Annotated in this window: 26 protein-coding genes, 1 tRNA gene and 1 other annotated feature; of the genes, 12 read left to right on the top strand and 15 right to left on the bottom strand. The window is 62.7% G+C overall.

The window, feature by feature from the left end; genetic code table 11:
* The 3 genes from AAEU42_RS04835 to AAEU42_RS04825 are packed head-to-tail and all read right to left on the bottom strand — an operon-like array spanning position 1 to position 2741.
* Positions 1-1221, bottom strand: a complete 1221-nt coding sequence (locus AAEU42_RS04835) for a DUF2812 domain-containing protein (protein WP_342232409.1) — start codon at positions 1219-1221, stop codon at positions 1-3.
* Positions 1222-1236: 15 nt separating this feature from the next.
* The gene (locus AAEU42_RS04830) at positions 1237-2418 is read right to left on the bottom strand and encodes a DUF2812 domain-containing protein (RefSeq protein ID WP_342232408.1); all 1182 of its coding nucleotides are present in this window, start codon (positions 2416-2418) and stop codon (positions 1237-1239) included.
* Positions 2415-2741, bottom strand: a complete 327-nt coding sequence (locus AAEU42_RS04825) for a PadR family transcriptional regulator (RefSeq protein ID WP_342232407.1) — start codon at positions 2739-2741, stop codon at positions 2415-2417. Before AAEU42_RS04825 ends, AAEU42_RS04830 begins: the two co-directional genes overlap by 4 nt.
* Positions 2742-2890: 149 nt before the next feature.
* On the opposite strand from AAEU42_RS04825, the gene AAEU42_RS04820 reads away from it, so the two are divergent.
* Positions 2891-4708 (top strand): stalk domain-containing protein, encoded by a 1818-nt coding sequence (locus AAEU42_RS04820; protein ID WP_342232406.1) that lies wholly within the window; start codon positions 2891-2893, stop codon positions 4706-4708.
* 194 nt (positions 4709-4902) lie between these two features.
* On the opposite strand, the gene ilvD is transcribed toward AAEU42_RS04820, so the two are convergent.
* Positions 4903-6564, bottom strand: a complete 1662-nt coding sequence (ilvD, locus tag AAEU42_RS04815; protein ID WP_342232405.1) for a dihydroxy-acid dehydratase — start codon at positions 6562-6564, stop codon at positions 4903-4905.
* Between the two features lie 105 nt (positions 6565-6669).
* Between ilvD and AAEU42_RS04810 the strand changes: the two genes are divergently transcribed.
* A complete protein-coding gene (locus AAEU42_RS04810; RefSeq protein ID WP_342232404.1) occupies positions 6670-7359 on the top strand; it encodes a FadR/GntR family transcriptional regulator in 690 nt (229 codons plus the stop codon).
* A gap of 79 nt (positions 7360-7438) precedes the next feature.
* Positions 7439-7813: a VOC family protein gene (locus AAEU42_RS04805; protein WP_342232403.1), complete on the top strand. Its 375-nt coding sequence runs from the start codon at positions 7439-7441 to the stop codon at positions 7811-7813.
* 51 nt (positions 7814-7864) lie between these two features.
* Here the strand turns inward: AAEU42_RS04805 and AAEU42_RS04800 are convergent, their stop codons facing one another.
* The 4 genes from AAEU42_RS04800 to ilvB form a co-directional block, all read right to left on the bottom strand.
* Entirely contained in the window at positions 7865-9553 is a 1689-nt protein-coding gene (locus AAEU42_RS04800; RefSeq protein ID WP_342232402.1) for a leucine-rich repeat protein, read from the bottom strand.
* Between the two features lie 89 nt (positions 9554-9642).
* Complete coding sequence (ilvC, locus tag AAEU42_RS04795) at positions 9643-10662, bottom strand: ketol-acid reductoisomerase (protein ID WP_342232401.1); 1020 nt, start codon at positions 10660-10662, stop codon at positions 9643-9645.
* Between the two features lie 94 nt (positions 10663-10756).
* A complete protein-coding gene (gene ilvN / locus AAEU42_RS04790; protein ID WP_342232400.1) occupies positions 10757-11311 on the bottom strand; it encodes an acetolactate synthase small subunit in 555 nt (184 codons plus the stop codon).
* A 17-nt stretch (positions 11312-11328) separates the two neighbouring features.
* Entirely contained in the window at positions 11329-13035 is a 1707-nt protein-coding gene (gene ilvB / locus AAEU42_RS04785; protein ID WP_342232399.1) for a biosynthetic-type acetolactate synthase large subunit, read from the bottom strand.
* A 59-nt stretch (positions 13036-13094) separates the two neighbouring features.
* Positions 13095-13320: a binding site (T-box leader), on the bottom strand.
* A gap of 363 nt (positions 13321-13683) precedes the next feature.
* On the opposite strand from ilvB, the gene rsxC reads away from it, so the two are divergent.
* Genes rsxC through AAEU42_RS04755 form a run of 6 tightly spaced genes read left to right on the top strand, consistent with a single transcriptional unit; the run spans position 13684 to position 18888 of the window.
* Positions 13684-15039 carry an electron transport complex subunit RsxC gene (gene rsxC, locus AAEU42_RS04780; RefSeq protein WP_342232398.1) on the top strand — a complete coding sequence of 452 codons (1356 nt, stop codon included), beginning with the start codon at positions 13684-13686 and terminating at the stop codon, positions 15037-15039.
* Positions 15036-16109 (top strand): RnfABCDGE type electron transport complex subunit D, encoded by a 1074-nt coding sequence (locus AAEU42_RS04775; RefSeq protein ID WP_342232397.1) that lies wholly within the window; start codon positions 15036-15038, stop codon positions 16107-16109. Before rsxC ends, AAEU42_RS04775 begins: the two co-directional genes overlap by 4 nt.
* Entirely contained in the window at positions 16106-16660 is a 555-nt protein-coding gene (locus AAEU42_RS04770; RefSeq protein ID WP_342232396.1) for an RnfABCDGE type electron transport complex subunit G, read from the top strand. The genes AAEU42_RS04775 and AAEU42_RS04770 overlap by 4 nt, the downstream gene beginning before the upstream one ends.
* Positions 16661-16674: 14 nt before the next feature.
* Complete coding sequence (gene rsxE / locus AAEU42_RS04765; RefSeq protein ID WP_342232395.1) at positions 16675-17316, top strand: electron transport complex subunit RsxE; 642 nt, start codon at positions 16675-16677, stop codon at positions 17314-17316.
* Entirely contained in the window at positions 17316-17906 is a 591-nt protein-coding gene (locus tag AAEU42_RS04760; RefSeq protein WP_342232394.1) for an electron transport complex protein RnfA, read from the top strand. The genes rsxE and AAEU42_RS04760 overlap by 1 nt, the downstream gene beginning before the upstream one ends.
* A gap of 16 nt (positions 17907-17922) precedes the next feature.
* The gene (locus AAEU42_RS04755) at positions 17923-18888 is read left to right on the top strand and encodes an RnfABCDGE type electron transport complex subunit B (RefSeq protein ID WP_342232393.1); all 966 of its coding nucleotides are present in this window, start codon (positions 17923-17925) and stop codon (positions 18886-18888) included.
* A 65-nt stretch (positions 18889-18953) separates the two neighbouring features.
* On the opposite strand, the gene AAEU42_RS04750 is transcribed toward AAEU42_RS04755, so the two are convergent.
* Complete coding sequence (locus AAEU42_RS04750; RefSeq protein ID WP_342232392.1) at positions 18954-19793, bottom strand: DegV family protein; 840 nt, start codon at positions 19791-19793, stop codon at positions 18954-18956.
* A 233-nt stretch (positions 19794-20026) separates the two neighbouring features.
* Here AAEU42_RS04750 and AAEU42_RS04745 point away from each other — a divergent pair, with 233 nt between their 5' ends.
* The gene (locus AAEU42_RS04745; protein ID WP_342232391.1) at positions 20027-21106 is read left to right on the top strand and encodes a helix-turn-helix transcriptional regulator; all 1080 of its coding nucleotides are present in this window, start codon (positions 20027-20029) and stop codon (positions 21104-21106) included.
* Here AAEU42_RS04745 and trmD read toward each other — a convergent pair.
* The 6 genes from trmD to ylxM all read right to left on the bottom strand — a co-directional run bounded on the left by trmD (position 21103) and on the right by ylxM (position 24706).
* Complete coding sequence (gene trmD, locus AAEU42_RS04740; protein ID WP_342232390.1) at positions 21103-21858, bottom strand: tRNA (guanosine(37)-N1)-methyltransferase TrmD; 756 nt, start codon at positions 21856-21858, stop codon at positions 21103-21105. The genes AAEU42_RS04745 and trmD overlap by 4 nt on opposite strands.
* Complete coding sequence (rimM, locus tag AAEU42_RS04735) at positions 21858-22355, bottom strand: ribosome maturation factor RimM (protein ID WP_342232389.1); 498 nt, start codon at positions 22353-22355, stop codon at positions 21858-21860. Before rimM ends, trmD begins: the two co-directional genes overlap by 1 nt.
* A gap of 53 nt (positions 22356-22408) precedes the next feature.
* A complete protein-coding gene (locus AAEU42_RS04730; RefSeq protein ID WP_342232388.1) occupies positions 22409-22639 on the bottom strand; it encodes a KH domain-containing protein in 231 nt (76 codons plus the stop codon).
* Positions 22640-22653: 14 nt separating this feature from the next.
* Positions 22654-22893, bottom strand: a complete 240-nt coding sequence (gene rpsP / locus AAEU42_RS04725) for a 30S ribosomal protein S16 (protein WP_342232387.1) — start codon at positions 22891-22893, stop codon at positions 22654-22656.
* Positions 22894-22962: 69 nt separating this feature from the next.
* Positions 22963-24333: a signal recognition particle protein gene (gene ffh / locus AAEU42_RS04720; protein WP_342232386.1), complete on the bottom strand. Its 1371-nt coding sequence runs from the start codon at positions 24331-24333 to the stop codon at positions 22963-22965.
* Positions 24334-24337: 4 nt separating this feature from the next.
* Positions 24338-24706, bottom strand: a complete 369-nt coding sequence (gene ylxM, locus AAEU42_RS04715) for a YlxM family DNA-binding protein (RefSeq protein WP_342232385.1) — start codon at positions 24704-24706, stop codon at positions 24338-24340.
* Between the two features lie 175 nt (positions 24707-24881).
* Between ylxM and AAEU42_RS04710 the strand changes: the two genes are divergently transcribed.
* Together AAEU42_RS04710 and AAEU42_RS04705 are read left to right on the top strand one after the other, a co-directional pair.
* Positions 24882-24968: transfer RNA gene (locus tag AAEU42_RS04710), tRNA-Leu, on the top strand.
* A 114-nt stretch (positions 24969-25082) separates the two neighbouring features.
* The gene (locus AAEU42_RS04705; protein ID WP_342232384.1) at positions 25083-25556 is read left to right on the top strand and encodes a metallophosphoesterase family protein; all 474 of its coding nucleotides are present in this window, start codon (positions 25083-25085) and stop codon (positions 25554-25556) included.
* The last annotated feature ends 3 nt before the right edge of the window (positions 25557-25559 follow it).

The following is a 25559-nucleotide window of genomic DNA, read 5'->3' as shown; positions in this document are numbered from 1 at the left end:
TCATCCACCTCGCTGAATACCCGTCACTAGGTACAAGAGCTCGTCGGAAAAATCCTCCCGGGTGATGCTGGTCAATTCCATCTGGGAGGTCCCCTGACAGAAGAGGTAGCGGTCGTCCGCGATCCGCCAGAGCCCCGGATGGTCAGCCACCGGCTCCAGGCCGTCGGTGGAGTAGGGGGAAAACCGCTCCATCAGGGCGGGGGAGGCCCAGATATAGAGATTTGCCGTCCAGCGGAAGTGGTCCTCATCGGCGGGGTCGGAGTACCAGCTCCAACGGAGGCGGCTGCCGATAAGGCTGTCCCGCTGGCGGTAGCCCTCTTCCCCATGGGGGAGGGGAAAGGACGGGGCGCGGTGGGGGAGGATGGCCTGGAGGGGGAAGGAGAGGAAGGAGCAGATCAGTATGGGCAGGAGAAAGCTCAGGATGTGGGACTTTGCCTGCCGGTGCCTGGAGGGGTCGTCCTTCCTGCTGCCCAGGAAAACGATGCCCTGGAGGACCAGCAGGGTCAGGGCGAAGGAGATAGAAAAGACCTGATTGATCAGCACGTCCGCCAGGAAAAAGAGCGCGCACAGGAACAGATACCCCCGCCCCGCCACCCGCAGCAGGCCCCTTTTCCGGGCCTGGGCTTGTCCCACCACAGGGAGGGGCTCCCCCTGGCGGAGGGCCCGCCGGCACGCCAGGCTCCACCGGAGGACGAGGAACAGGTACAGGGCCAGGAACAGGGACACGGGAAGAGCGGTAAGCCCCAGAAAAACAAGGGTGCTGTATGAGGTCAGCAGGTCGGCCAGCAACTGGGAGGGGGTGGTCCTGGTCAGCATGATCCAAACGCATACGGCCAGCAGGACGGCCAGATAGGCCGCGCTGAACAGGACATTCCGGGCCGTTTTTTTCTGAAACCGCTGGTATTCCAGCTCCGGGTCGGTCTGGATGGGGAGGGGGCGGGCGCCCGGCTTGGCGGCGTAGAAATTGAGATAGCCCACGCTTTGCACAAAGTCCCACCCGGCGTCGGAACAGAGCTGGAGGTATTCCGCGTCCTCCAGAGCGGAGGTCCAATCCAAAAAGTAGGTCAGATCCCTCCGTTCCGTCCGGCGGAACCGGGCGAAGAGGCCCAGGTAGATATGCTCCAGCTCCCAGCCCTCCGCGGCCATTTCATTGAGCCAGTCCTGGGCGGCCTTGTGGTCGATGACCAGATAGCGGAAAAGTTTCCAGCAGGTGGTTTTCACGGCGTGTCACTCCTTTCAGCGCATGGCGTCCATCCCCAGAAGCCTGGCTTGGATGACCGCCAGCATTTCCGGTTCGGTGAGGTCCAGAGGGGCGGTGATTCGGGCGGCCACGGTCCCGGCCTGGAATACCAGGATTTGGTGTCCCCGCTCCGCCGGGGCGGTCCAGGCGGCGTCGAGGCCGGGGGCCGCGAGGGGGACGAAGCCGACCTGGGCGGTGTAGAGGCCGCTTCGGTGGCTGCGGTTGCGGGTAATGTCTTTCATAAGGTCTCGGGCGATGATTTCCGCCAGCCAGGGCCACCGGGCCTCATAACGCAGTGTGTCGATGTCCGGTCCGTCCTGGGCGAAGGTGAGGGCGGAGACCTTGAAGAGGAAGGGGGAGCGCTCCAGGGAGAGGGACTGGGCAGAGGAGGACACCAGCCCCAGATCCTCCGGCCGGAGGACGGGCTGGGCCGCCATCTGCTGGGCGGCGCCGGGATCCCCGTACTGCCAGGTGCGCTGTCCGCTGCCCAGGGACAGGCTCAAAAACAGAAAGAGCAGAATGAGGAGCCAGACCGCCGACCCGGCCACCCCCCGGAGCCTGACCGCCGCCGGGCTGGAGACCGGGAGCTCCTCTCCCTGCTCCACGCACTGGCGGAATTGCCGCCAGGTGTGGAAGAGGGAGAGGGAACGGAAGAGATTCAGGAGAAGGAAGAAGAGAAGGGTGACCGATAAGAGGATGGCGCCGGGGCTCGACAGGAACATCCACAGGTGCATCTGGTCCAGCCAGCCGATGACCAGGAGGGGGAGGAGCCGGGCGAAGGGGTCCCACAGGGAGGATATGGCCGTGGCCCGGAGCTGGCGGTCCCACTTGGACTCAAAGTAGAGGGCGTCGTCGGTCTGGAGCGGGGCGGGAGAGCGGCCCGGGATGGAGGTGAAGATACGGAAAAGGCGGGTGGTCAGGGCCGCCTCCCAGCCGGCGTCGGCGCAGAGCTGTATGTAGTCCCGGTCGGCCTGATCCCAGGCCGCCTGGTCCTGGTCGGAATAGCATATGGGCCGGGGTTCCACCGCGTAGCGCAGGTCCCGGCGGCCGGAGCGGCGGAAGCAGGCCAGGTCCAGCCGGAGCCACTTCAGCTTCCAGCCCTCCGCGGCCAAGCGGTTGAGCTCGGCCTCCATGGCCTTGGCGTCGGCCAGCTGATAGGGGAACCAGCGGATCTTCACAGCGTTTTCCCTCCTTCCAGGATGGCAGCCCCGTCGGAGACCTGGCGGCGGAGCCGGTCGTATTCTTCGGTCAGCACCCGTTTTCCCTCGGCGGTGAGCAGGTAGTATTTCCGTCCCTCCTCCATGTCGGTGAGGGCGATGAGCCCCTCGGCCTCAAATCGGGAGAGGAGGGCGTACAGGGTGCCCGCCCCGATGGTCACCCGCCCGTCGGTGAGGCCGGCCACATCCTGCATGATGCCGTAGCCGTGCCGGGGCTCCCTGGTGAGGGAGAGGAGGACGTAATACATCTGCTCGGTCAAAGTTTCCAGCTTTTTTCGGGCCAAGGTCTCACCTCCTTTGGACTATATCGATTATCGCTATCATTATAGTATATCAATATTCGATATGTGTCAATAGGAATTGTTTTCTTGACGAAATTTCATATGCGTAGTATATTGGAGCAAGTTACATAAAGAGAAGGAGAGCGACGTATATGAAACGATTTTGTTCCTTTTTCCTGGCGGTGGTTTTGGCGCTGACCGTGGCCTCGCCCGCGCTGGCGGCGGAGGAGGCCATACAGGCGAAGGGGGTCGCCATGTACTTCCGCATCGACGGAAAGATGCACAGCAGAAATCTGCCCTACGAGTACGAAAACAACATGTTCGCCAGCTATCTTATCGGAGACGAGCACTATGTCCAGCTCCGCCATGTGGCCCTGGCCATGAATTACAGCACGACCCCGTTTGACGTGCAGTACAACGCCGAGACCAATTCCGTGGAGGTTATCCCCGGTGTGGAGTATACCGCCGAGAAGGCGATCCCCAATTTCCTTGCCTCCCGGGACCTCTACGACTCCAAGGCCGTGCCTTCGGCAAACCCGATTTTCGTGGACGGCGTGGAGCGCCAAGTCAAGGCCTATGCCATCGAGGGCCACAATTATCTGCGCCTGCGGGACATCGCCGACCTGGCCGGCTTCACCGTCACCTGGGACCAGGAGACCGGTGTAGTGGGCCTTTGGTCCGGCGCGTCGATAGAGGGTGTCCACCGGGTCACCGTCAACGGCGGGGCCGAGGACGACTATCAAAAATACCAGAACGCCCGCCTCGGCAGCACACCCAACTATGAGTATCCCAAGACCTGCTCCCTCTACGACAGCGGCAACGGCACCGTCACGGTGGTGGACGCCAGCGCACGCCCGGGCTATGACAACGATTTTCTAAACTACGGCAGCGTGGAGGTCTCGGTCTACGACACCTCTGACTTCAGCCGCATCAGCACCAAGACCCTGCCGGAGGAGCTGCCCATGTTCGGCGCCTTCCTTCACGGCGAGACCTATAACTACATTTGCTACGGTCAGGAGAACCTGGGCGAGGACGACAGCCTGGAGGTCTTGCGCATCGTCAAGTACGACGCGGACTGGAACCGCCTGGGGGCTGTCTCCGTCCGGGGCGACGGCAGAAACGAGAACCAACTGCAAACGCCCTTCTACGGCGGCGGCGCGGCCATGGTGGAGCTGGGGGACACCGTCATCCTCCACTATTCCAAAACCTACTATGTGGACTACACCGGCGAGAGCCACCAGGGGAGCGCCACACTGGGATTCAATATGAAGAACTACACCCAGGAGAAGGGCACCCGCGGCTGGGGCACCAGCCACTCCCTGGGCACCGACATTGTGGCCGGTAAGGACAGTTTCGTCACCATCGACGTGGCGGACGCCGATATGCACCGGGCCCTCACCTTCTACCGGGCGGACACCGCCCCCTTCTCCTACCCCGACGAGAGCCAGGCCGGCTATATGTTCCCCCAGCCCGGCACCGGCATCCCCGGCCTCACCTACGGTGACGCCGCCGCCACCGCCACCCACTATGTCGCCACTGCGGGGGAGCGGGACCCGAAATACTGGATCGACGAGCCCGCCGAGTCCATGTTCCGTATCGTGGTCGCCGCAGTGCCCATGAACAATGTCTCCACCACCGGGGCCAAGGAGTACGTGGTGGGCGACTACTGGCACGACAGCGAGAAGTTCGGCTTCATGCCCACTGTCTGTTCCCTCCCCGACGGCCGCGCCATCGTCCTGTGGCAGGAGTACCAGAGATACGACCGCAACGGCTATGTCTACAGCGACAAGCCCCTGGACGTGAAGTACGTGGTGCTGAACAAGGATGGTTCCCCCTCTGATAAGACCGGGACCCTGGAGGGGTACAACATCTCCACCTGCCAGCCCCAGGTGGTGGGCGACCAGGTCATGTGGTACGCCAACCTGAATAACACCCGTTATTTCTACACAGTGCCGCTGGAGGACCTCTAATAATTAAAAAAACAGGCCGCGGGTCGAAAGGACCCGCCGTCCGTTTTCTTTGCGTTATATCAGTCACCTCCGCCAGCCGGGCCAATGTACCGGAGCTCCAGAGTGTTCCGGGCGATTGGACGCCGGATTTTCTGCCCCTCTGGGCCGAAGAGTAAAAAAGCGGCTCCTTCCATACGGAGGGAGCCGCTTTTTTGTTATTCCAGCACCGCCCCGCGGGCGGCGGAGGTGACCTGCTTGGCATATCTGGCCAGGTAGCCGGTGGTGATCTTGGGGGTGGGGCAGGCCCACTTGGCCTTCCGGGCGGCCAGGGTAGCCTCGTCCACTTTCAGCTCGATGGAGTGGTTGGGGATGTCAATAGAGATTGTGTCCCCCTCCTCCACGAAGGCGATGGGTCCGCCCAGGGCCGCCTCGGGGGAGACGTGGCCGATGGAGGCCCCCCGGGTGGCGCCGGAGAAGCGTCCGTCGGTGATGAGGGCCACCTCCTTGTCCAGGCCCATGCCCGCGATGGCGGAGGTGGGGTTGAGCATCTCCCGCATGCCGGGGCCGCCCTTAGGGCCCTCATAGCGGATGACCACCACGTCGCCGGAGACGATCTTCCCGGCGTAGATGGCCTCGATGGCCTCCTCCTCAGAGTCGAAGACCCGGGCGGGGCCGGTATGGGTCATCATCTCCTGGGCTACGGCGGACTGCTTCACCACGCAGCCGTCGGGGGCCAGGGAGCCCTTTAAAACGGCGATGCCGCCGTAGGGGGAGTAGGGGTTGTCGATGGGCCGGATGATGTCGGGGTTCAGGTTTTCCACCCCCTCCAGGTTTTCCGCCACGGTTTTTCCGGTAACGGTCATCCCGGAGGTGTCCAGCAGGTTTTTCTTGGTGAGCTCCTTCATGACGGCGTAGACGCCGCCGGCCCGGTCCAGGTCCTCGATATAGGTGTCCCCGGCGGGGGCCAGGTGGCAGAGGTTGGGGGTGCGCTGGGAGATTTGGTTGGCGTAGTCGAAGGAGAGCTCAATGCCGCACTCGTGGGCGATGGCGGGCAGGTGGAGCATGGAGTTGGTGGAGCAGCCCAGGGCCATGTCCAGGGTCTCGGCGTTGTGGAAGGCGGCCTCGGTCATGATATCCCGGGGTCGGATGTCCTTCTTGACCAGCTCCATGATCTGCATGCCGGTGTGCTTGGCCAGCCGCAGCCGGGCGGAGAGGACGGCGGGGATGGTGCCGTTGCCCCGCAGGGCCATGCCGATGCCCTCGGTGAGGCAGTTCATGGAGTTGGCGGTGTACATCCCCGAGCAGGAGCCGCAGGAGGGGCAGGCGTTGTTCTCGTACTCCTCCAGCCCGGCCTCATCCAGCTTGCCCGCCTTGTAGGCGCCCACCGCCTCGAACATGTGGGACAGGCAGGTGCGGCGGCCGTCGGTCATGGTGCCCGCCAGCATGGGCCCGCCGGAACAGAAGATGGCGGGGATGTTCAGCCGGGCGGCGGCCATCAGGAGGCCCGGGACGTTCTTGTCGCAGTTGGGGATCATGACGAGGCCGTCGAACTGGTGGGCCAGGGCCATGGCCTCGGTGGAGTCGGCAATGAGCTCCCGGGAGACCAGGGAGTATTTCATGCCCACGTGGCCCATGGCGATGCCGTCGCACACGGCGATGGCGGGGAACTCGATGGGGGTGCCTCCCGCCAGACGGATGCCGGCCTTCACCGCCTCGGCGATCTTATCCAGGTTCATGTGACCGGGGACGATTTCGTTCTGGGAGCAGACCACGCCGATGAGGGGGCGCTCCAGCTCCTCCTTGGTATAGCCCAGGGCATAGAAGAGGGAGCGGTTGGGGGCGCGCTCGGCGCCCTTGGTCACGTTGTCACTGCGCATGGGAGGTTCCTCCTTATGTAAAAAAGTTGTCTGACTACACTTGCGTTGTATGACAATATATTATATGATAGGGAAAAGGATGTCAAGGAAAACGAGGTGGCGGAGATGGAGAAAAAGAATCTGTCCCAGCAGACGGCGGAGCGGCTCTACGCCATGGTGGCGGTGGAGAGGCGGCTGGCGCCGGGGGAAAAGCTGCCCGGAGAGGTGGAGCTGTCCGCCGAGCTGGGGGTGAGCCGGGCCACTCTGCGGGAGGCCATCCGCACCCTGGCGGCCCAGGGGGTGCTGGAGGTCCGCCGGGGAAAGGGGACCTTCGTGGCCGAGGGGGCGGGGGAGCTGGACGACTTCGGCTTCGCCGCCCTGGACAGGGGGCGGGCGCAGCTCAAGGACCTGTTTGAGCTGCGCCTCCTCTTTGAGCCCCAGGTGGCCCGCCTGGCCTGCCGCCGGGCCACGGAGGGGGAAATGGAGGAGATCCTAGCTAGGGGCGGGGAAGTGGAGCGGTGCATCTGCTCCGGCCGGGACCGCACCCAGGCCGACCGAGATTTCCACGCCGCCATTGTCCGGGCCGCCCACAATGAGTTTATGGCCCGGCTCATGCCCATCATCGGCGAGGCGGTGACCGCCGCCATCGTCTCCGGCGGCCACGCCCAGGAGCTGGCGGAGGACACCAGCCGGGACCATGCCCTGCTGATGGACTTTTTTCAAAAGCGGGACGAGAGCGGCGCGGAACACGCTATGGCCATCCACATGCACCACGCCATGGACGTGATGGGGCTGGAGGAGCCCTCCCCGCGCTGAGGCGAAAGGTCCGGTTTTTACAATCCCGCGGGAAGAATGGATGGTAACATGGGGAAAATCGAAAAGGGAGATGTTTTTCATGAAGCGATCCATGTTCCAGGTCTATGTGCGGGGGAGCAACGGGGCCGTTCCCTTCTACCAGAAGGCTTTTGACGCCCCGCTTCTGGACAGCTATCTCAATTCTGACGGGACGTACTACCACTCCGAGCTGGACGTCTACGGCCAAATCCTGGCGGTATCCGAGGCTATGCCGGGGACGGCAGCCGAGACGGGGAGCGTGATGCAGTTCTGCCTCCACTTTGAGGAGAGGGACGAGGCCCTGGTGCGGAAGATCTACGATGCGCTGAAAGAGGGAGCCCAGGTCCACTTTCCGCTGGGGCCCTGCGATTACAGCCCCCTGATGGCGGACCTTACCGACCGCTTCGGCGTGCGCTGGTGCCTCTTCGCCTGCTGAAAGGACGAAAAAAGTGCCTGTCCCGTCCGGGACAGGCACTTTTATTACGGCTTAGGAGTCGAGGACGGTGACCGCCTGATAGAGGCGCAGAAAAGAGCACTGGGCCTCCTGATTGCTGTATGTGGCCAAGGGGGAAAAGCCGGAGCCGGTGCTTCCCATGACCGCCCGCCCCTCCGGGGTGGTAAGTCCGGAGACCAGATCGACGCTCTCCAGCGCCCAGGAGGCAACGTCCCCGCGGTCGGCAAAGTCTTGTTGGGCGCCTGCGCCGGCCGCGCCCAGGTATTGGGCCGTCCGGGCCAGCATCACCGCCGCCTCCTGGCGGATGATGGCCCCCTCCGGGTCGAAGCATCCGTCGCCCCGGCCGCTCACCAGGCCCAGCTTCGCGGCGGCGAAGGTGTAGATGTTGCTGACGTCGGAGAAGGGGGGCACGTCCCCCTTGTCGCTGTTCCAGATCTCCCGGACGGTCTGCATGGTGACCTTTTCCACCACCCGCATCATCAGCTGGGAGAAGTTTACTCTGGTGATGGGCTGGCTGTAGCTCTGCCGGTCGGCCGGCGCGGTCAGCTCGTAGGAGGCGGCCAGGGCCACCTCGTCCGCCGCCCAATCGGCCAGGGTGCCGTCGTCAAGCTCGCTCCGGGCAGGGAGGGGGGTGATCTGCCCCGGCAGCCCGCCCCAGTTCAGAGAGGGATGCTCCGCCAGCAGGGTCTCTACGCTCCCCCAGGTGGGGTCGTCCGCCGGATAGATGGCCGCGCCCCTGGAGCGGGCGAGGCTGTCGTCCTCTCCCGTGGCCATTTGGGGCTTGTGGCCGAGAAAACGCAGGGTTTGAAGCTTGAAATTCTGACCCAGCGCGTTCTTGCCCAGCGTGGTGACGCTGGCCGGGATGACCAGCTCGGGCAGGGCCGTATTGTTGATGGCCCAGTCTCCGATGCTCACCAGGCCGTGGGGGAGGATCAGCTCCTTCAGAGCGTAGTTGTTGCTCAGGCATCGGGGCGGCAGTTCCGTGATCCCGGAGGCGCCCATGTTCACCCGCCGCAGGGTTTGGTTGGCCGAGAAGACGCCGGCCCCCAGTTTGGTGACGGTGCTGGGCAGGGTGATCTCCTCCAGATTGCCGCAGCCTCGAAACACCCGGTCCTCCAGCTCGGTCACGCCCTCGGGCACCACCAGGCTGCGCACGGTATCGCAGCCCTCAAAGGCGGAGGGATCGATGGAAAGGACCCCGTCGGGGATCACCACGTCGCCCCCAACCCCCAGATACCGCAGCAGCCGGTTTTCCTGGTTGAGCACAAAGTCCCCGCTGGTTTGAGCCGTCCTGTTGAGGACCGCCTCGAAGGCCTCCATGGAGCGGACGCTGCTGACGGCCTCCCGGCCGTCGCCGTGATAGAGCAGGGCGACGGGGTATCCCCCGGAGATGGTGGTCCCGAATTCAATGCTGTTGTGTTCGGAAGTCTCCCCGGAGTACAGGGTGTCGTCCAGGCCGAACAGGGGAATTTGGTGGGCTTCGGCGTATTCCCTGAACTGGGGGATCCAGGTCTGGGAGTATGTGCAGTTGTGGGAGTAGAGAAAAAGGATGGCCGACGCGTTCGAGTCGGTTTTCAGCTGCTCCACGAGCGCGGCCCCCTCGTCCCAGGTCAGCTCCTTCCAATAGGCTCCGTCCGGAACCATTCCCTTGGCGAGGGCCGGGGACAACGCCCCCAGCGCCAGGATGAGGGCCAGCAGCGCCGGCAGGATACGCTTTTTCATGAGAATTCCTCCTGAACACAGAAAATAAAAAGGCGCGAAAGGTACCCTGATTGTACCGTTCGCGCCTTTTTCTGTCAAGGAAAACAGCCTTATTTGGAGGCGGTGTCCATATCCTGATCGTCGCCCCAGATCATGTTCTTCCGCAGCTCGCCGCCCACGACCTCCATCTGGTGCTTGGCCAGATTGGCCCGCATGGAGTTGAAGAAGGTGCGGCCGTTCTTGTTCTCGGCGATCCACTTGCCGGCAAAGGTGCCGTCCTGGATGTCGGAGAGGACGGCCCGCATGTTCTTCTTGATCTCCTCGTGGGGGAGGACCCGGGGGCCGGAGACATACTCGCCGTACTCGGCGGTGTCGGAGATGGAGAAGTTCATCATGCCCACGCCGCCCTTGTTGATGAGGTCGATGATGAGCTTCATCTCGTGGATGCACTCGAAGTAGGCGTTCTCAGGCTCGTAGCCGGCCTCCACCAGGGTCTCGAAGCCGCACTGCATCAGATCCACCACGCCGCCGCACAGGACGGTCTGCTCGCCGAAGAGGTCGGTCTCGGTCTCGTCGTGGAAGGTGGTCTCCATCACGCCGGCCCGGGCGCCGCCGATGCCGGCGATGTAGGCCAGGGCGATCTTATAGGCGTTGCCGGTGGCGTTCTGCTCCACGGCCACCAGGCAGGGCACGCCCTTGCCGGCGACGTAGGTGGAGCGGACGGTGTGGCCGGGGCCCTTGGGGGCGGCCATGAAGACGTCCACACCCGCGGGAGGGACGATCTGCTGGTAGCGGATGTTGAAACCATGGGCAAAGGCCAGGGCGTTGCCCTCCACCAGATTGGGGGCAATGTCCTTCTTGTAGACGTCGGCCTGGACCTCGTCGTTGATGAGCATCATCACGATGTCGCCCCATTTGGCGGCGTCGGCCACGGTCATGACCTTGAGCCCGTGGCTCTCAGCCTCGGCCCAGTTTTTGGAGCCCTGGCGCAGACCCACGCAAACGTCGCAGCCGGAGTCCTTCAGGTTGAGGGCGTGGGCGTGGCCCTGGGAGCCGTAGCCGATGATGGCGATTTTCTTGCCGTTCAGGTAACTCAGGTCGCAGTCCTTCTCGTAGTACATCTTTGCCATGATAAAACACTCCTTTTAATATAGGTGGTTACTTCCAGTATCGCACAGGTGGTGAGAAAAGAATGTAACATGTGATACAAATAGGGGGGCGGGGTCACAGCAGGTTTTTGCCCAGGCTGAACTCCGCCTTCTCCTTATTCTCGTCGCTGATGGTGTAGGCGCCCCGCTCCAGGGCCACCATGCCGGTGCGCACCAGCTCCAGGATGCCGAAGGTCTCCAGCAGCTTCTGCATGGCCTCGGCTTTGGACTCGTCGCCGATGAGGGCCAGGGTAAGGGACTTGATGGAGACGTCGATGATGGAAGCCCGGAAGATGTTGGCGATCTGGATGACCTCGTTGCGGGTGTCGGCGGTCTCGGCCGTCACCTTGAACATCACCAGCTCCCGGCGGATGGACCGCTCGGGCAGCAACTCCTGGACCGAGTAGACGGGGAAGAGCTTCCGAAGCTGGTTCATGATCTGTTCCGTCATGGAATCGTCGCTGATGACCTCAATGGTGATGCGGGAGACCTCCGGGTCATCCGTAGTGCCCACGGCCAGGGATTCGATGTTGTAGCCCTTCCGGGAAAAAAGGCGGGACACCTGGGAGAGGACGCCGGGAGCGTTCTCCACCAGGACGGACAAGGTCCGGCGCGAATTGAATTCTTTCATATCTGCCCCTCCGTCCTTTAATCCAGCAAGAAGTCGGTGGCGGGAGCGCCGCCGGATACCATGGGATGGACCATGGCGTCCTTGTCAATGGCACAGTCCACGACCCAGGGTTCATTGGAGGAGACGGCCTCTTGCAGGATAGCCGCCAGCTCCTGTTGGGTCTGGCACCGCGCGCCTTTGATGCCGTATGCCTGGGCCAGCTTCACGAAGTCGGGACCGCGGTCCAGGTCGGTCTGAGAATAGCGTTCGCCATAGATGAGGTGCTGCCACTGTCGGACCATGCCCAGGGTGCGGTTATCGAAAATCAGGATGATGACGGGGATGTGGTAATGCTCCAGCGTACAGAGCTCATGGCAGTTCATGCGGAAGCAGCCGTCGCCGGTGCAGAGGAAGACTCTCTGGTCGGGATTGCCGACCTGAGCGCCCATAGCGGCCCCCAGACCAAAGCCCATCGTGCCGAAGCCGCCGGAGGTGATAAGCTGGCCGGGGCGGTCAAAATGGTAATACTGGGCCGACCACATCTGGTGCTGCCCCACATCCGTCGCCACAATGGCGCCGGGGGAGACTGCCTGGATGGTTTCCAAGATTTCGTGGGGATGGAGGATGCCGTCCTTTTTGAGAGGGACCTCCTTGTGGGAGAAGACCCACTCCTTCCACTGGGGATAGTCGTGGGCGGGGAGCTCGGAGTTGAGAAGCTCCAGGACCCTGCGCGCGTCGCCGATGATGTGGTGGTCCGTCTTTACGTTTTTGTCGATCTCCGCCCGGTCGATGTCGATCTGTACGATTTTAGCCTGCGCCCCGAAGCTCTTGGGGTCGGTGGCGACCCGGTCGGAAAAGCGGCAGCCGATGACGAGGAGCAGGTCGCACGCTGACACCGCATGATTGGAGGCGTGGGAGCCGTGCATGCCGATCATGCCGGTAAAAAGGGGGTGGTTTCCGGGGCAGGCGCCGCCGCCCATGATGGTGGAGGCCACGGGGGCGTTCAACCGTTCGATGAATTTTCGGAATTCGGGCACGGCCCCCTTGGAGCGGATGACACCGCCGCCCACCAGGACCAAAGGCCGTTCCGCCTCCTCAATCATGGCCAGCAGCTTGGATATATCGCCGTGGTCTGGCTCCGGGGTCTTGAGATCGTGGGAGGCCCGACGGAGCATCGCCGCCAGACGGCCGTGCTTGCTGTGCTCCGAAACCGGTAAATACTCGTAGTCGGCGCTGTCGTAGGTCACATTCTTTAAAATATCGATGAGGACCGGCCCGGGGCGGCCCGAACGGGCAATGGCGAAGGCCTCCCGCATCACATCCGCCACGTCCTCTGCCCGGCGCACCAGATAGTTGCACTTGGTAATGGGCATGGTGATGCCGGTGATGTCCACCTCCTGGAAGGTATCCTTGCCCACCAGAGGCTCTGCCACGTTGACGGTGATGAATACCACGGGGGAGGAGTCGTAATAGGCGGTGGCGATGCCGGTGGTCAGGTTGGTGGCCCCCGGCCCCGACGTGGAGAAACACACCCCCACCTTGCCGGTGGAGCGGGCGTAGCCGTCGGCGGCGTGGGACGCCCCCTGCTCGTGGGCGGTGAGGATATGGCGGATCTTGTCCTTATAGCCGTGGAGCTCAAACTCGTCATAGACGTTGAGAATGGTGCCGCCGGGATAGCCGAACACCGTGTCGACACCCTGTTCCAGCAGGCACTCCATGATGATCTGCGCGCATGTCATCCGCATGTCAATGGCCTCCTTGTGGTCTGTTGGTCTGGATCGAAAAACAAACAGGCTTCGTCCCATCATAGGACGAAGCCTGTCAACTCCGTGGTACCACCTAAATTTGCAGGGTTGCCCCCGCACACTCTGGACCCGTAACGGGGGTATCCGTCTTCGCCTACTGGGCCGCGCCGTTCAACGAAGCCGCTCTCGGGTGATGTTCAGCTTACGCCCCTCACGGAAGCTTGCACCTGCCGCTTCCTCTCTGCGCTTGCGGGGCGGGCTTACTGGCCCGGTCAATGCGTTTTTACAATAATGGTTGCTGGGATGCCCCCATGTTGGGGGGACCGCAACTAAACTGACCGTCAGTTTTAGTTGTTAGGCATTATCATAATGCCGCCGGGCCGATTTGTCAATCGGAGAAATATACATTTGGTGAATTTTACTGATTTAAATAAGTAAAGCGGCAGGGCCAATGGACGGAAGGTCCAGGGAGGGAAGGGAAAACCTACCGCTGCTGGGTAAAAGAAAGTAAACTGAGGGTCTGAATTGCACTGATTTCACTGTTTTTTCCCGAGAGAGACTGGACTTTTGTGAAATTATGAACTATGATATAAGAGTTTGAAGCGCAAGACTTTTGGGGAACGAGAAAGCGAAAATTGAGGTGAGGCTATGTTGCATCAGTTTTTCGGCGGGGTCCATCCCGCTGAGCACAAGGACCTGACCGAGCACAAGGCCACAGCGCCCCTGGCGGAAGCACCGGCCCAGGTGGTGATCCCCATGTCCATGCATGTGGGAGCCCCCTGTAAGCCCGTGGTTGCCGTCGGGGACGAGGTGAAGGTGGGCCAGCTCATCGGCGAGACCGCCGGTTTGGGTGCGCCCATCCACGCCAGTGTCTCCGGTAAGGTCGTTGCCGTGGAGCCCCGGATCCACGGCGGCGGCGGGATGATGATGTCCGTGGTGATCGAGAACGATTTCCAGGACACCCCCGATCCCTCCATCCAGCGCCGGGCCAACGTGGAAGCGTTGACCGGAGCGGAGATCATCGAGATCGTCAAGAACGCCGGCATCACCGGTATGGGCGGCGCGGGCTTCCCCACCCACGTCAAGCTCTCCGGCGCGGTCGGCAAAGTTGACACCCTGATCCTCAACGGCGCGGAGTGTGAGCCCTACATCACTTCCGACCACCGGCTGATGCTGGAGCGGGGAGACGCCGTCATCGGCGGCGCCCGGCTCATGGCCAAGGCCGTCGGCCTCAAGGAGGCCACCATCGGCATCGAGCTCAACAAGCCCGACGCCATCGAGCACCTGAAGACCCTGGTGGGGTCCGCCGGCGACGTACATATCGAGGGGCTGAAGACCCGCTACCCCCAGGGCGCTGAGAAGCAGCTCATCCAGATGTGCACCGGCCGTCAGGTGCCTCCCGGCAAGCTGCCCGCCGACGTGAAGTGCTGCGTGTGCAACGTGGCCACCGCTGCCGCCGTCTACGACGCGGTGATGGAGGGCAAGCCCCTGACCCAGCGTGGCGTCACCCTCACCGGCGGCGCCCTGGCCGAGCCCATGAACGTCATGGCTCCCGTGGGCACCCCCGTCAGCCACCTGATCAAGCTGGCCGGCGGCTTCAAGACCGACCCCGACCGGGTGCTCTACGGTGGCCCCATGATGGGCAACCCCATCTTCAATCTGGACGTGCCCATGATGAAGTCCACCAACTGCATCCTGTGCATGACCACCGAGGAGGCCGCCGACCAGGACCCGGCCCAGACCTGCATCCGCTGCGGCAAGTGCGTGGAGGCCTGCCCCATGCACCTGACGCCCCTGTTCATGCGAATGAACACCAACAAGCGCCGCTGGTCTGAGGTGGAGGCCCTGCGGGTGATGGACTGCATCGAGTGCGGCTCCTGCAACTACATCTGCCCGGCCCGTCTGCCCCTGGTGCAGTCCTTCCGCACCGCGAAATTCGAGATCCGCGAGCTGGCCGCCAAGGAAAAGGCGGCCAGAGAGGCAAAGGAGGCGGCGAAAGCATGAATGAGAATAAGGAATTGAAGCTGACAGTCTCCTCCTCCCCCCACGTCAACTCCCCGGTGTCCACCCGCTCTCTGATGCTGGACGTGCTCATCGCCCTGATCCCCGCTTTGTGCATGGGCGTCTACTTCTTCGGGCCCCGGGCCCTGGTCCTCACCCTGGTCTCCGTGGCCGGGTGCGAGGCCTTTGAGATGCTCTACCGCAAGCTCCTGAAGAAACCCGGCACCGCGGGGGACCTGTCCGCCGCCGTCACCGGCGTGCTGCTGGCCTTTGTCTGCCCCGTGGCGCTGCCCTACTGGACCATCCTCATCGGTGACTTCTTCGCCATGATGGTGGTCAAGCAGCTCTTCGGCGGCCTGGGCAAGAACTTCCTGAACCCCGCCCTGGCGGGCCGCGCCTTCCTGATGCTCTCTTACCCGGTGTTCATGACCACCTGGGTGAAGCCGGGCATCAATAACTGGTTCGGCATCACCGCCGCTGTGGGTGACGCCGTCACCGCCGCCACCCCCATGGGCACCATGCACGGTTCCACCGTGGCCGCCGCCACCCTGCCCTGGCTGGGTGAGGCCGGTTCCACCCTCCAGGATTTGTTCATCGGCAACGTGGGCGGCTGTATCGGCGAGGTGTCCGCCCTGGCCCTTATCATCGGCGGCGCCTACCTGATCTTCCGGGGCGTCATCAACATCCGCATCCCCGGCGCCTACATCGGCACCGTGGCTGTCCTGACCCTGATCTTCGCCAAGGGCGACAACAACTTCATGTGGATGCTCTCCCAGCTCTTCGGCGGCGGCCTCATGCTGGGCGCCTTCTTCATGGCCACCGACTATGTCACCAGCCCGTGCACCCCCAAGGGCGAGATCATTTTCGGCGTGGGCTGCGGCCTGCTTACCGTCTTCATCCGCTACTTCGGCGGCTATCCCGAGGGCGTGAGTTATGCCATCCTGCTGATGAACGTCTGTACGCCCATCATCGAGAAGTACACTCATCCCAGCCGTTTCGGCGTTTCCAAGGAGGACCTGAAGGCCGCCAAGGAAGCTGCCAAGGCCGCTAAGAAAGGGGGCGCTGAGGCATGAGCGAGACCACCGCTGTGAAAAAGAACGATTCCGGCATGGCGAAGCTGACCATCACCTTGTTCGCCATCTGCGCCGCGTGCGCCCTGGTGCTGGGCCTGGCCAATATGCTGACCGGCCCCGCCATCGCCGCCAACCAGAAAGCCAAGACCGACGCCGCCATGGCCGCCGTGCTTCCCGCCGACAGCTATGACCCGGTGGAGTACACCGGGGACGACGCCACCATCAAGAGCATCAACAAGGCCGGCGACGCCGGCTACGTGGTGGAAGTGGCGCCTCCCGGCTCCTTCAGCGGCACCCTCACCATCATGGTGGGCGTGGCCAATGACGGCACCGTCACCGGCGTGGAAATCACCAAGACCGCCGAGACCTCCGGTCTGGGCGCCAACGCCGGCAAGCCCCAGTTCAAGGACCAGTTTGCCGGCTTGACCGGCACCGCAGCCGTGACCAAGGACGGCGGCACCATCAACGCCATCACCGGCGCTACCATCACCTCCCGCGCGGTCTGTGCCGGCGTCAACTCCGCCGTGGCCGCCGCCGCGAGCGTGGGTTAAGGAGGGGACGGAACATGAACGTAAAGAAGCAATTCATGGACGGCCTGATCCATCAGAATCCCGTCACGGTCCAGCTCCTGGGCATGTGCTCGGTGCTGGCCATCACCACCACGCTGTTCAACGGCATCGGCATGGGCCTGTCCGTGCTGGTGATCCTGACCCTGTCCAACATCTTCATCTCCGCGCTGCGCAAGGTCATTCCCAACAAGATCCGCATCGCCTGCTTCATCGTGGTCATCGCCACCTTCGTCACGGTGGTGGACCTGGCCCTTCAGGCCTATCTGCCGGACCTGGCTGAGAGCCTGGGCCTGTTCATCCCGCTGATCGTGGTCAACTGCATCATCCTGGGCCGGGCTGAGGGCTTCTGCTATAAGAACGGCGTGGCCGCCTCCGCGGTGGACGGCGTTTTCCAGGGCCTTGGCTACACGGTGGTGCTCATCGTCATGTGCGTCATCCGCGAGTTCCTGGGCGGCGGCACCTTCGGTACCGGCGTCCTGGGCCCCGACGGGGTGCGGATCCTGCCCAGCCACTTCGCGGCTCTGGGCATGGCGCTGCCCGTTGGCGGCTTTTTGACCCTGGCGGTGATCATCGCCGTCATGCAGTATTTCCTGAATAAGCCTAAGAAGGCGGAGAAGAAAGAGGAGGTGGCGAAATAATGGATTGGCAGACTTTAATCACGGTTGCCATGGGCGCTATCCTGATCAATAACTTTATCTTCGCCCAGTTCCTTGGCATCTGCCCCTTCATGGGCGTGTCCAAATCCACCGACACTGCCTCCGGCATGGGCATGGCCGTTATCTTCGTCATGGGCCTGGCCTCCGCCGTGTGCTGGCCCATCAACCACTTCATCCTGGAGCCCAACGGCCTGGTGTTCATGCAGACCATCGTCTACATCCTGGTCATCGCCTCCCTGGTGCAGTTCATCGAGATGTTCCTCCAGAAGGCCATGCCCTCCCTGTACAGCGCCCTGGGCGTGTACCTGCCCCTCATTACCACCAACTGCGCGGTGCTGGGCGTGGTGCTCCAGAACACCCAGAACAGCTACGGCTTCGTTCTGAGCGTGGTCTACGGCGTCACCGGCGGCGTGGGCTTCCTGCTGGCCATCTACCTCTTCGCCGCCGTGCGGGAGAAGCTGGAGTTCGCCGAGGTGCCCAAGTCCTTCGAGGGCTTCCCTGTGGCACTGGTCACCGCCGGTCTGCTGGCCCTGTGCTTCATGGGCTTCTCCGGCCTGAAGCTTTTCGGGTAAGGGGGAGAAGAAAATAATGGATAAAGTAATTTTCTGTGTGGCCATCCTGGCCATCATGGGCGCCATCTTCGGCGCCATCCTGGCCTTCGCGGCCAAGGTTTTCGCCGTGGAGAAAGACCCCCGTGAGGAGGCCATCTCCGAGTGCCTGCCCGGCGCCAACTGCGGCGGCTGCGGCTTCCCCGGCTGTGCCGGTTACGCCGCTGCCGTGGTGGCCGGCACCGCGCCCGTCAACGCCTGCGCCGCCGGCGGCGAGGCCGTGGCGGCCCAGATCGGCGAGATCATGGGCGTGGCCGCCGGTGAGACGGTGAAGCAGATCGCCGCCGTGCGCTGCACCGGCTGCGGCGCGGACCATACCAAGTACAACTACCAGGGCGTCAACGACTGCCTGGCCGCCTCCCGGCTGCCCGGCGGCGGCCCCCTGGGCTGTGACTTCGGCTGCCTGGGCATGGGCACCTGTGAGAAGGTCTGCCCCTTCGACGCCATCCATGTCAGTAACGGCGTGGCCGTGGTGGACGAGGAGAAGTGCAAGGCCTGCTCCAAGTGCGTGGACGCCTGTCCCCGCCACCTCATTGCCCTGGAGCCCTACAAGACCAAGAAGCATGTGGCCATCCCTTGCTCCTCCAAGGCCAAGGGCCCCGTGGTCACCAAGGTGTGCTCCAACGGCTGTATCGGCTGTTCTCTGTGCGCCAAGGCCTGCCCCAAGGAGGCCATCGTCATCGAGAACTTCCTGGCCAAGATCGACTACGACAAGTGCATCGGCTGCGGGATCTGCGCCCAGAAGTGCCCCCGCCATCTGATCACTGTGGACGGCGTGGTGCCCGAGATCAAGCCCGCCGCCCCCAAGGCGGCCCCCGCGGCTGCCGCTCCTAAGGCGGCGCCCGCCGCCGAGGCTCCCAAAGCCGAGCCCGCCCCCGTGGCGGCGGAGGCCCCCAAGGCCGAGCCTGCCGCCGCTTCGGCGGAGGAGGCTCCCAAGGCGGAGTAACATCTCCAAAGGAAAAGTCCCGGCATCCATTTGGATGCCGGGACTTTTTTGTATCAATCGGTTTTTCAGAAGGCCACCACCACGCCGCCGTCGTTGGCGTATACCGTGGTGACGCCCCGGGCGTCGGAGATGAGGATGTCCTTGAACTGGCAGGATTTCAGCACCAGCTCCTTGACGTAGAAGGCCCGGTCCGGGTTGTTGCAGTGGACGATGGAGAGGGTCTTGCCCACGTGGCTGATGTCGGCGGCCATGAGGGAGACCATCTTGGACAAGGCCTGCTTGATGGATAGGGCCTGGCTCACCTTTTTGATCTCCCCCTCGTGGGTGGCCCCCATCAGAAGCTTGATGCGCAGGGCCTCGGTGACCAGGGAGAGGGCGCCGGTGAGCCGCCCGTTCTTCCGCAGGTGATCCAGGTCCTCCAGCACGAAGTAGGTGGTCATGGAGGTGAGAAAGCGGGAGGTCTCGCTCACCACCGTGTTGAAGTCCCGGCCCGCCCCCGCCAGCTCCAAAATCTTCAGTGCCACGCACACCTCGCCCGCGGCGGCGGAGCAGGAGTTGAAGATATGGACGTGGGCGGCGGGGTGCTCTTCCAGCCACAGGGCCCTGGCCTGGGCGGCCGAGTTGTGGGAGCCGGACAGCAGGGCGGAGAGGGTGACCACGTAGAGATCGTCGGCCCCGGCCTCCGCAAAGGCGTCCAGATATTGGGCGGGGGAGGGGCAGGCCGTCTTGGGCGGCTCACTGTTCTCCCGCATGAGCCACAGCAGGTGGGTCTGATCGAAGGTCTCGTCGTCCACGATATCCTCGCCGCCCAGCGAGATGGTCAGGGGCGCACGCAGGAAAGGACCCTGATGGAATTGGGCGGCCGTCAGGTCGCAGCAGCTGTCTACAATGATTTTAAAACTCATAGGGCATATCTCCAAATGTCATTTTAAAGATTACTTTGCTCATCCATTGTAGCATGGGCGGTGGAAAAAGTAAAGAGAAAGCGGAAAAGGGATCTCAAGGGAAAAAATATAACCAATGGTTTATATCATAAATGAAAAGTTAACGGCTGTTCCATTGCGGGGGAAAGATCCCCTTGATACAATATGTGTTGAGAAACGCGTTTCATCCAATTTGAAGTCTGGAGATGACAAACATGCCGATGAACGAGATCATCCGTCAGCGGCGGAAGGAGCTGGGCTTGACCCAGGAGAAGGTGGCCGCCGCCCTGGGTGTGACGGCCCCCGCCGTCAATAAGTGGGAGAAGGGGACCACCTGGCCGGACCTGTCTCTGATCGCCCCGCTGGCCCGGTTGCTGGGGGTGGACCCCAACACGCTGTTTTGCTTTCAAAAGGAGCTGACGCCCCAGGAGGTGGGCCTCTTTGTGAAAGAGGTGCTGGCCGCTGTCAAGGGATCCGGCTTTCCGGCGGGCTTTGAAATGGCGATGGAAAAGACCAGGGAATACCCCGGATGCCCGGTGCTTTTCCACACGCTGGCCCTGACGCTGGACGGCTCCCTGCGCATGTCGGGGCTGAGCGCCGAGGAACGAAAGCCATACGAAGAGCAGATCGTCACCCTTTTGGAGCGGGTGGCGGAAGGGGAGGAGGAACAGCCCAGGGACCACGCCGTTTTTCTGTTGGCCTCCAAATACATCGTCCGGGAGGAGTATGAGAAGGCCAGAGGATATTTGGCCCGGCTTCCGGACCGCCCCGCCCTGGACAAAAAGCAGCTCCAGGCCAACTTGCTCATTCAGGAGGGGAAGCTGGAGGAGGCGGGGGAACTGTTGGAGCGCAAGTTCCTTCTGGCGGCCAACGAGGTCCAAACCATTCTGTACAGCCTGGTCAGCCTGGCCTGTAAAGAGGGGGATACGTCCCGGGCGGACCAGTTGGCGGAGGTGACCCGGGAGGCGGTAGCGCTCTTTGGAATGTGGGATTACGGCAGCTTTGTGGCGCCCTTTCAGGCGGCGGTGGCCCGGAAGGACGGCCCCGGGACTCTGGCGGTGCTCCGGCCCATGCTGGCGGCCCTTCTGACACCCTGGGAGCAGGAAAAGAGCCCTCTGTACCACCATATATCCAGGAAAAAGGGAGAGGGGCTGCCGCCGAACTTCGGCCTTCAGGTGTTGCCCGGTCTCCTGAGGGAGCTGGACGACGGGCAGTATGATTTCCTCCAGGGTGAGCCGGGCTTTCGGGAACTGCTGAGAGACTACTGGGCCAAGTGTGAGAAGGAAAAGGCCTAAAAGTCCTGGGGGTACTCCTCTTTCAGCTCCGCCATCAGCTTGCTGTCTGCCTTGGTGGAGAATAGGTCCAGCTTTTCGTACATATCCGGTCTTCTCCGCTTGGTGCGCAGGATGGCCTGCTTGCGCCGCCACCGGGCGATCAGGGCGTGATTGCCCGACAAGAGGATGGGGGGGACCTTTTTCCCGTGCCACTCCTCGGGGCGGGAGTACTGGGGGTATTCCAGCAGGCCGTTCCAGTGGCTCTCGTTTTCGAAGCACTCCGGGTCGGGCAGGACGCCGGGGACCAGACGGCTCACCGCGTCGGCCACAGCCATGGCGGGGATCTCGCCGCCGGTGAGGACAAAGTCCCCCAGGGAGATCTCCTCGTCCACGCACTCCTCGATGAACCGTTCGTCGATGCCCTCGTAGTGGCCGCAGACCAAAATAAGGTGGTCGTAGTCAGCGGCCAGCCGCTTGGCGTCGGCCTGCCGGAAGGTGGCGCCGGCAGGGGAGAAGTAGATGGTGCGGCCGGGACCGTAGGTGTCCACCACGTGCTTCCAGCACTGGTAGAGGGGGTCGGCCTGCATCACCGCCCCCCGGCCGCCGCCGTAGGGGTAGTCGTCCACCTGCTTTTGCTTGTTGAGGGTGTAGTCCCGGATCTGATGGGTCTCGATCCGGAGGAAGTCCCGCTCCTGGGCCCGGCCCAGGATGGATTCGGAGAGGACGTCGCCCACCGTCTCGTCAAACAGCGTGAGAATGTCGATGCGGTACATCAGCTTTCCATCCCTTCGATAAGGTTGACCCTGACATAGCCCTCCTCCACGTTGGTCTCGGCCAGGAAGGCGTCCACAGCGGGGATCATGTACTCCTTCCCCTTGCCGCCCACCACGTAGACCTCATGGGCGGGAGGGGTGAGGATGTCCTGGATGACGCCCAGCGCCTCGCCGGTGGAGGCGTCCAGCACGGTGAGGCCCATCAGGTCGGCCAGGAAGTGCCGTCCCTCAGGCAGAACCACCCCGGTGCGGTCAATGGAGAGGACCTTACCCTTGAGCCGCATGGCGGCCTCTACGGTGTCCACCCCCTCCAGGGAGGCCAGCACTAAGGTCTTGTTGGTCCGGACGGAGCGGAGCCTGACGGGCTTGCCGTCCAGATAGAGGGTGTCGAACTGGCAGAGGAACTCGGGAGAGTCCGCCCAGGGCATGATCTTTACCTCGCCCTTTACCCCGTGGGTGTTGACGATCTCGCCAACTTCCAAAAATCGGTCTTTCATCAGTGCTTCTCCTTATAACGAAGAAAAAACGGCGGGCCAAGACCCGCCGCTTTTCAGTCGGTGATTTCCACAGAGACCCGGTTGCCCTTCCGCTGTCCCACGGAGCGCATGAGGACACGGATCCACTTGGCGATGCGGCCCTGACGGCCGATCACCTTGCCCATGTCCTCGGATGCCACCCGCAGTTCCAGCGTGGTCTCTCCATCCCCCGCGTGCTCGGTGACCTCCACCTGTTCGGGGTGGTCGACGAGATTTTGGGCGATGTAAGTGAGGAGCTCTTTCATTCGGCTGTCCTCCCTTAGATGGCGCCGGCTTTTTTCAGCAGGGCCTTCACCGTCTCGGTGGGCTGGGCGCCGGTCTTGATCCAGGCCTGGGCGCGCTCGGCGTCCACCTTCAGGGCCACGGGCTCGGCGGTGGGATCGTAAGTGCCGATCTCCTCGATGAAACGGCCATCCCGGGGATAGCGGGAATCAGCCACCACGATGCGGTAGAAGGGGGCCTTCTTAGCGCCCATACGGCGCAGACGGATTTTAACCATGTTATTTTCACCTCCACAAGAAATGTCATTGGTATATCTGGAAACGTCGAAAGACGCTTGCCAACAAAATCAGAAGGGGAAGCCTCTCCCCATGCCCATGCCGCCGCCCATACCGCCGAAGCGGCCCTTCTTGGCCAGCTTTTTCATTCGGGGGCTGGTCATCTGTTTGGTCATCTGGCGCATGGCGTCGAACTGTTTCAAAAGGCGGTTCACATCCACGACCTGGACCCCGGCGCCGGCGGCGATGCGCTTTTTCCGGCTGTTGTTGAGGATGGAGGGCTCCTCCCGCTCCGCGGGGGTCATGGAGAGGATGATGGCCTCGGTGCGGCCCAGGGCCGACTCGTCCACGCTTGCCCCCTCCAGGGCCTTGGCGTCCACCCCCGGGAGCATCCCGGCGATGTCGCTGAGGGATCCCATATTTTTCACCTGGGTCAACTGATCGTAAAAGTCGGTCAGGGTGAACTTGTTTTTGCGGAGCCTCTGCTCCAATTCCTGGGCCTTTTTAAGGTCGAAGCTCTCCTGGGCCTTCTCGATGAGGGAGAGCACGTCGCCCATGCCCAGGATGCGGGAGGCCATGCGGTCGGGGTGAAAGACCTCCACCTGGTCCAGCTTTTCTCCCATGCCCACAAATTTGATGGGCTTGCCGGTGACCGCCCGGATGGAGAGGGCCGCGCCGCCCCGGGCGTCGCCGTCCAGCTTGGTGAGCATCACGCCGGTGAGGTCCAGCGCGTCGTCGAAGGCCTTGGCGGCGTTTACGGCGTCCTGGCCAATCATGGCGTCCACCACCAGGAGGATCTCGTCGGGCTCCACGGCGTTCTTGATGTCCTGGAGCTCCATCATCAGTTCCTCGTCCACGTGGAGCCGTCCGGCGGTGTCCAGGAACACCATGTCGCTGCCGTGCTTCTGGGCGTGCTCCACGGCGGCCCTGGCGATGTCCACGGGGCTGATCTGGCCCATCTGGAACACGGGGATGTCAAGCTGGGAACCCACCACCTCCAGCTGCTCGATGGCGGCGGGGCGGTAGATGTCGCAGGCGGCCAGCAAGGGCCGCTTGCCCTGCTTTTTCATCAGCCCCGCCAGCTTGGCGCCGTTGGTGGTCTTGCCGGCGCCCTGGAGGCCCACCAGCATGACCACCGTGGGGGGCTTGGAGGAGATGGTCAGCTTGGCGTCCTCGCCGCCCATGAGGGCGGTGAGTTCCTCGTTGACGATCTTGACGATCATCTGGGCGGGGGTGAGGCTCTCCAGCACGTCGCTGCCCACGGCCCGCTCCGAGACCTTGGACACGAAGTCCTTGACCACCTTGTAGCTGACGTCGGCCTCCAAAAGGGCCATGCGGATCTCCCGCATCGCCTCCTTGACGTCGGCCTCGGTCAGGCGGCCCTTGCCCCGGAGCTTTTTGAAGGCGTTGGATAGTTTTTCGGTCAGTCCCTCAAAAGCCATGGGTTCACTCCTGCTTCAGCTTGTCCAGGATGGCGGTGATCCGGCCTGTCAGGGCCTCCACCTCATCGTCCTGATGGTACTCCGCGTTTCGCTTGGCAATGGCGTCCACCGCCGCCTGGACCTCCTTGAGCTGGTCCTGCATGACGTGGAACCGGCGGATGATGCCGGTCTTGTCCTCCAGTTCATTGAGGGTGCCCTCGGCCCGGACGATCACGTCCCGGACCCCCTGGCGGGAGATGCCGTAGTTTTCCGCGATCTCAGAGAGGGACAGGTCCTCATTATAATAGAGGTCGTAAAATTCCTTTTGGCGGTCCGTGAGGATGTCGCCGTAGAAGTCGTACAGCAGGGCCATACGATAGGCTTGATTTTTCACGCTGTGCCTCCTCTCAAGATAAAATGTAAAGTCAGATAGCTTTACAACATAAAATATCATACAATATTTCCAGTGGCTTGTCAAGGGAAAGTGTTGGGGTGGGGAGAAAAAATCCAAAAGACATCTTGCCAAGGGGAACAAAAACCTGTATAATACAAATTCGTCAGGAAAATATGCCGGTGTGATGGAATTGGTAGACGTGACGGACTCAAAATCCGTTCCTGGCGACAGGGTGTGGGTTCGAGTCCCACCACCGGCACCAAAAAAGGAAGCGCTGGCTTTTGCCGGCGCTTCCTTTTTTGTGCCGTCTCACGGCTTTGGCACAAGAAGAGAAACGCGGGATAACAGCCTTTCGCGGTAGGAAGGAGGACACAGGATGAAGCGGATCGCCATTTTGTCGGATACCCACGGCCTGCTGCGGGATGAGGTCAGGGAACGGCTGGCCGGGGCAGATGTGATCCTGCACGGAGGAGATGTGGATACCCCCGGCATCATTGAAGCCATGCGGGAACTGGGGGAGACCTACGTGGTGCGGGGCAACAACGATAAGGAGTGGGCCGGGGACCTGCCCCAGGACCTTTCCGTCACCATAGAGGGGGTGCGGTTCTTCCTGGTCCACAAGAAAAAGGATGTGCCCCAGGATTTAAAGGACGTTGACGTGGTGGTCTACGGCCACTCCCACCGGTACCGGGAGGAGACCGTGAACGGTGTGCTGTGGCTCAACCCGGGAAGCTGCGGCAGGCGGCGCTTTGATCTGGAGCTCACCATGTGCGTCATGGAGGCGGATCAGGGGAAGTACCGCGTCGAAAAGGTCCTGATTCCCCGGGACAGCGCGGACGGAGGGCGGTAAGGG

The sequence above is a fragment of the Pseudoflavonifractor phocaeensis genome (genome assembly GCF_038439875.1).
Taxonomy (GTDB): domain Bacteria; phylum Bacillota; class Clostridia; order Oscillospirales; family Oscillospiraceae; genus Vermiculatibacterium.
Note: the sequence above shows the minus strand (reverse complement) of the source record. Positions and strands in the feature narration are given on the sequence as shown.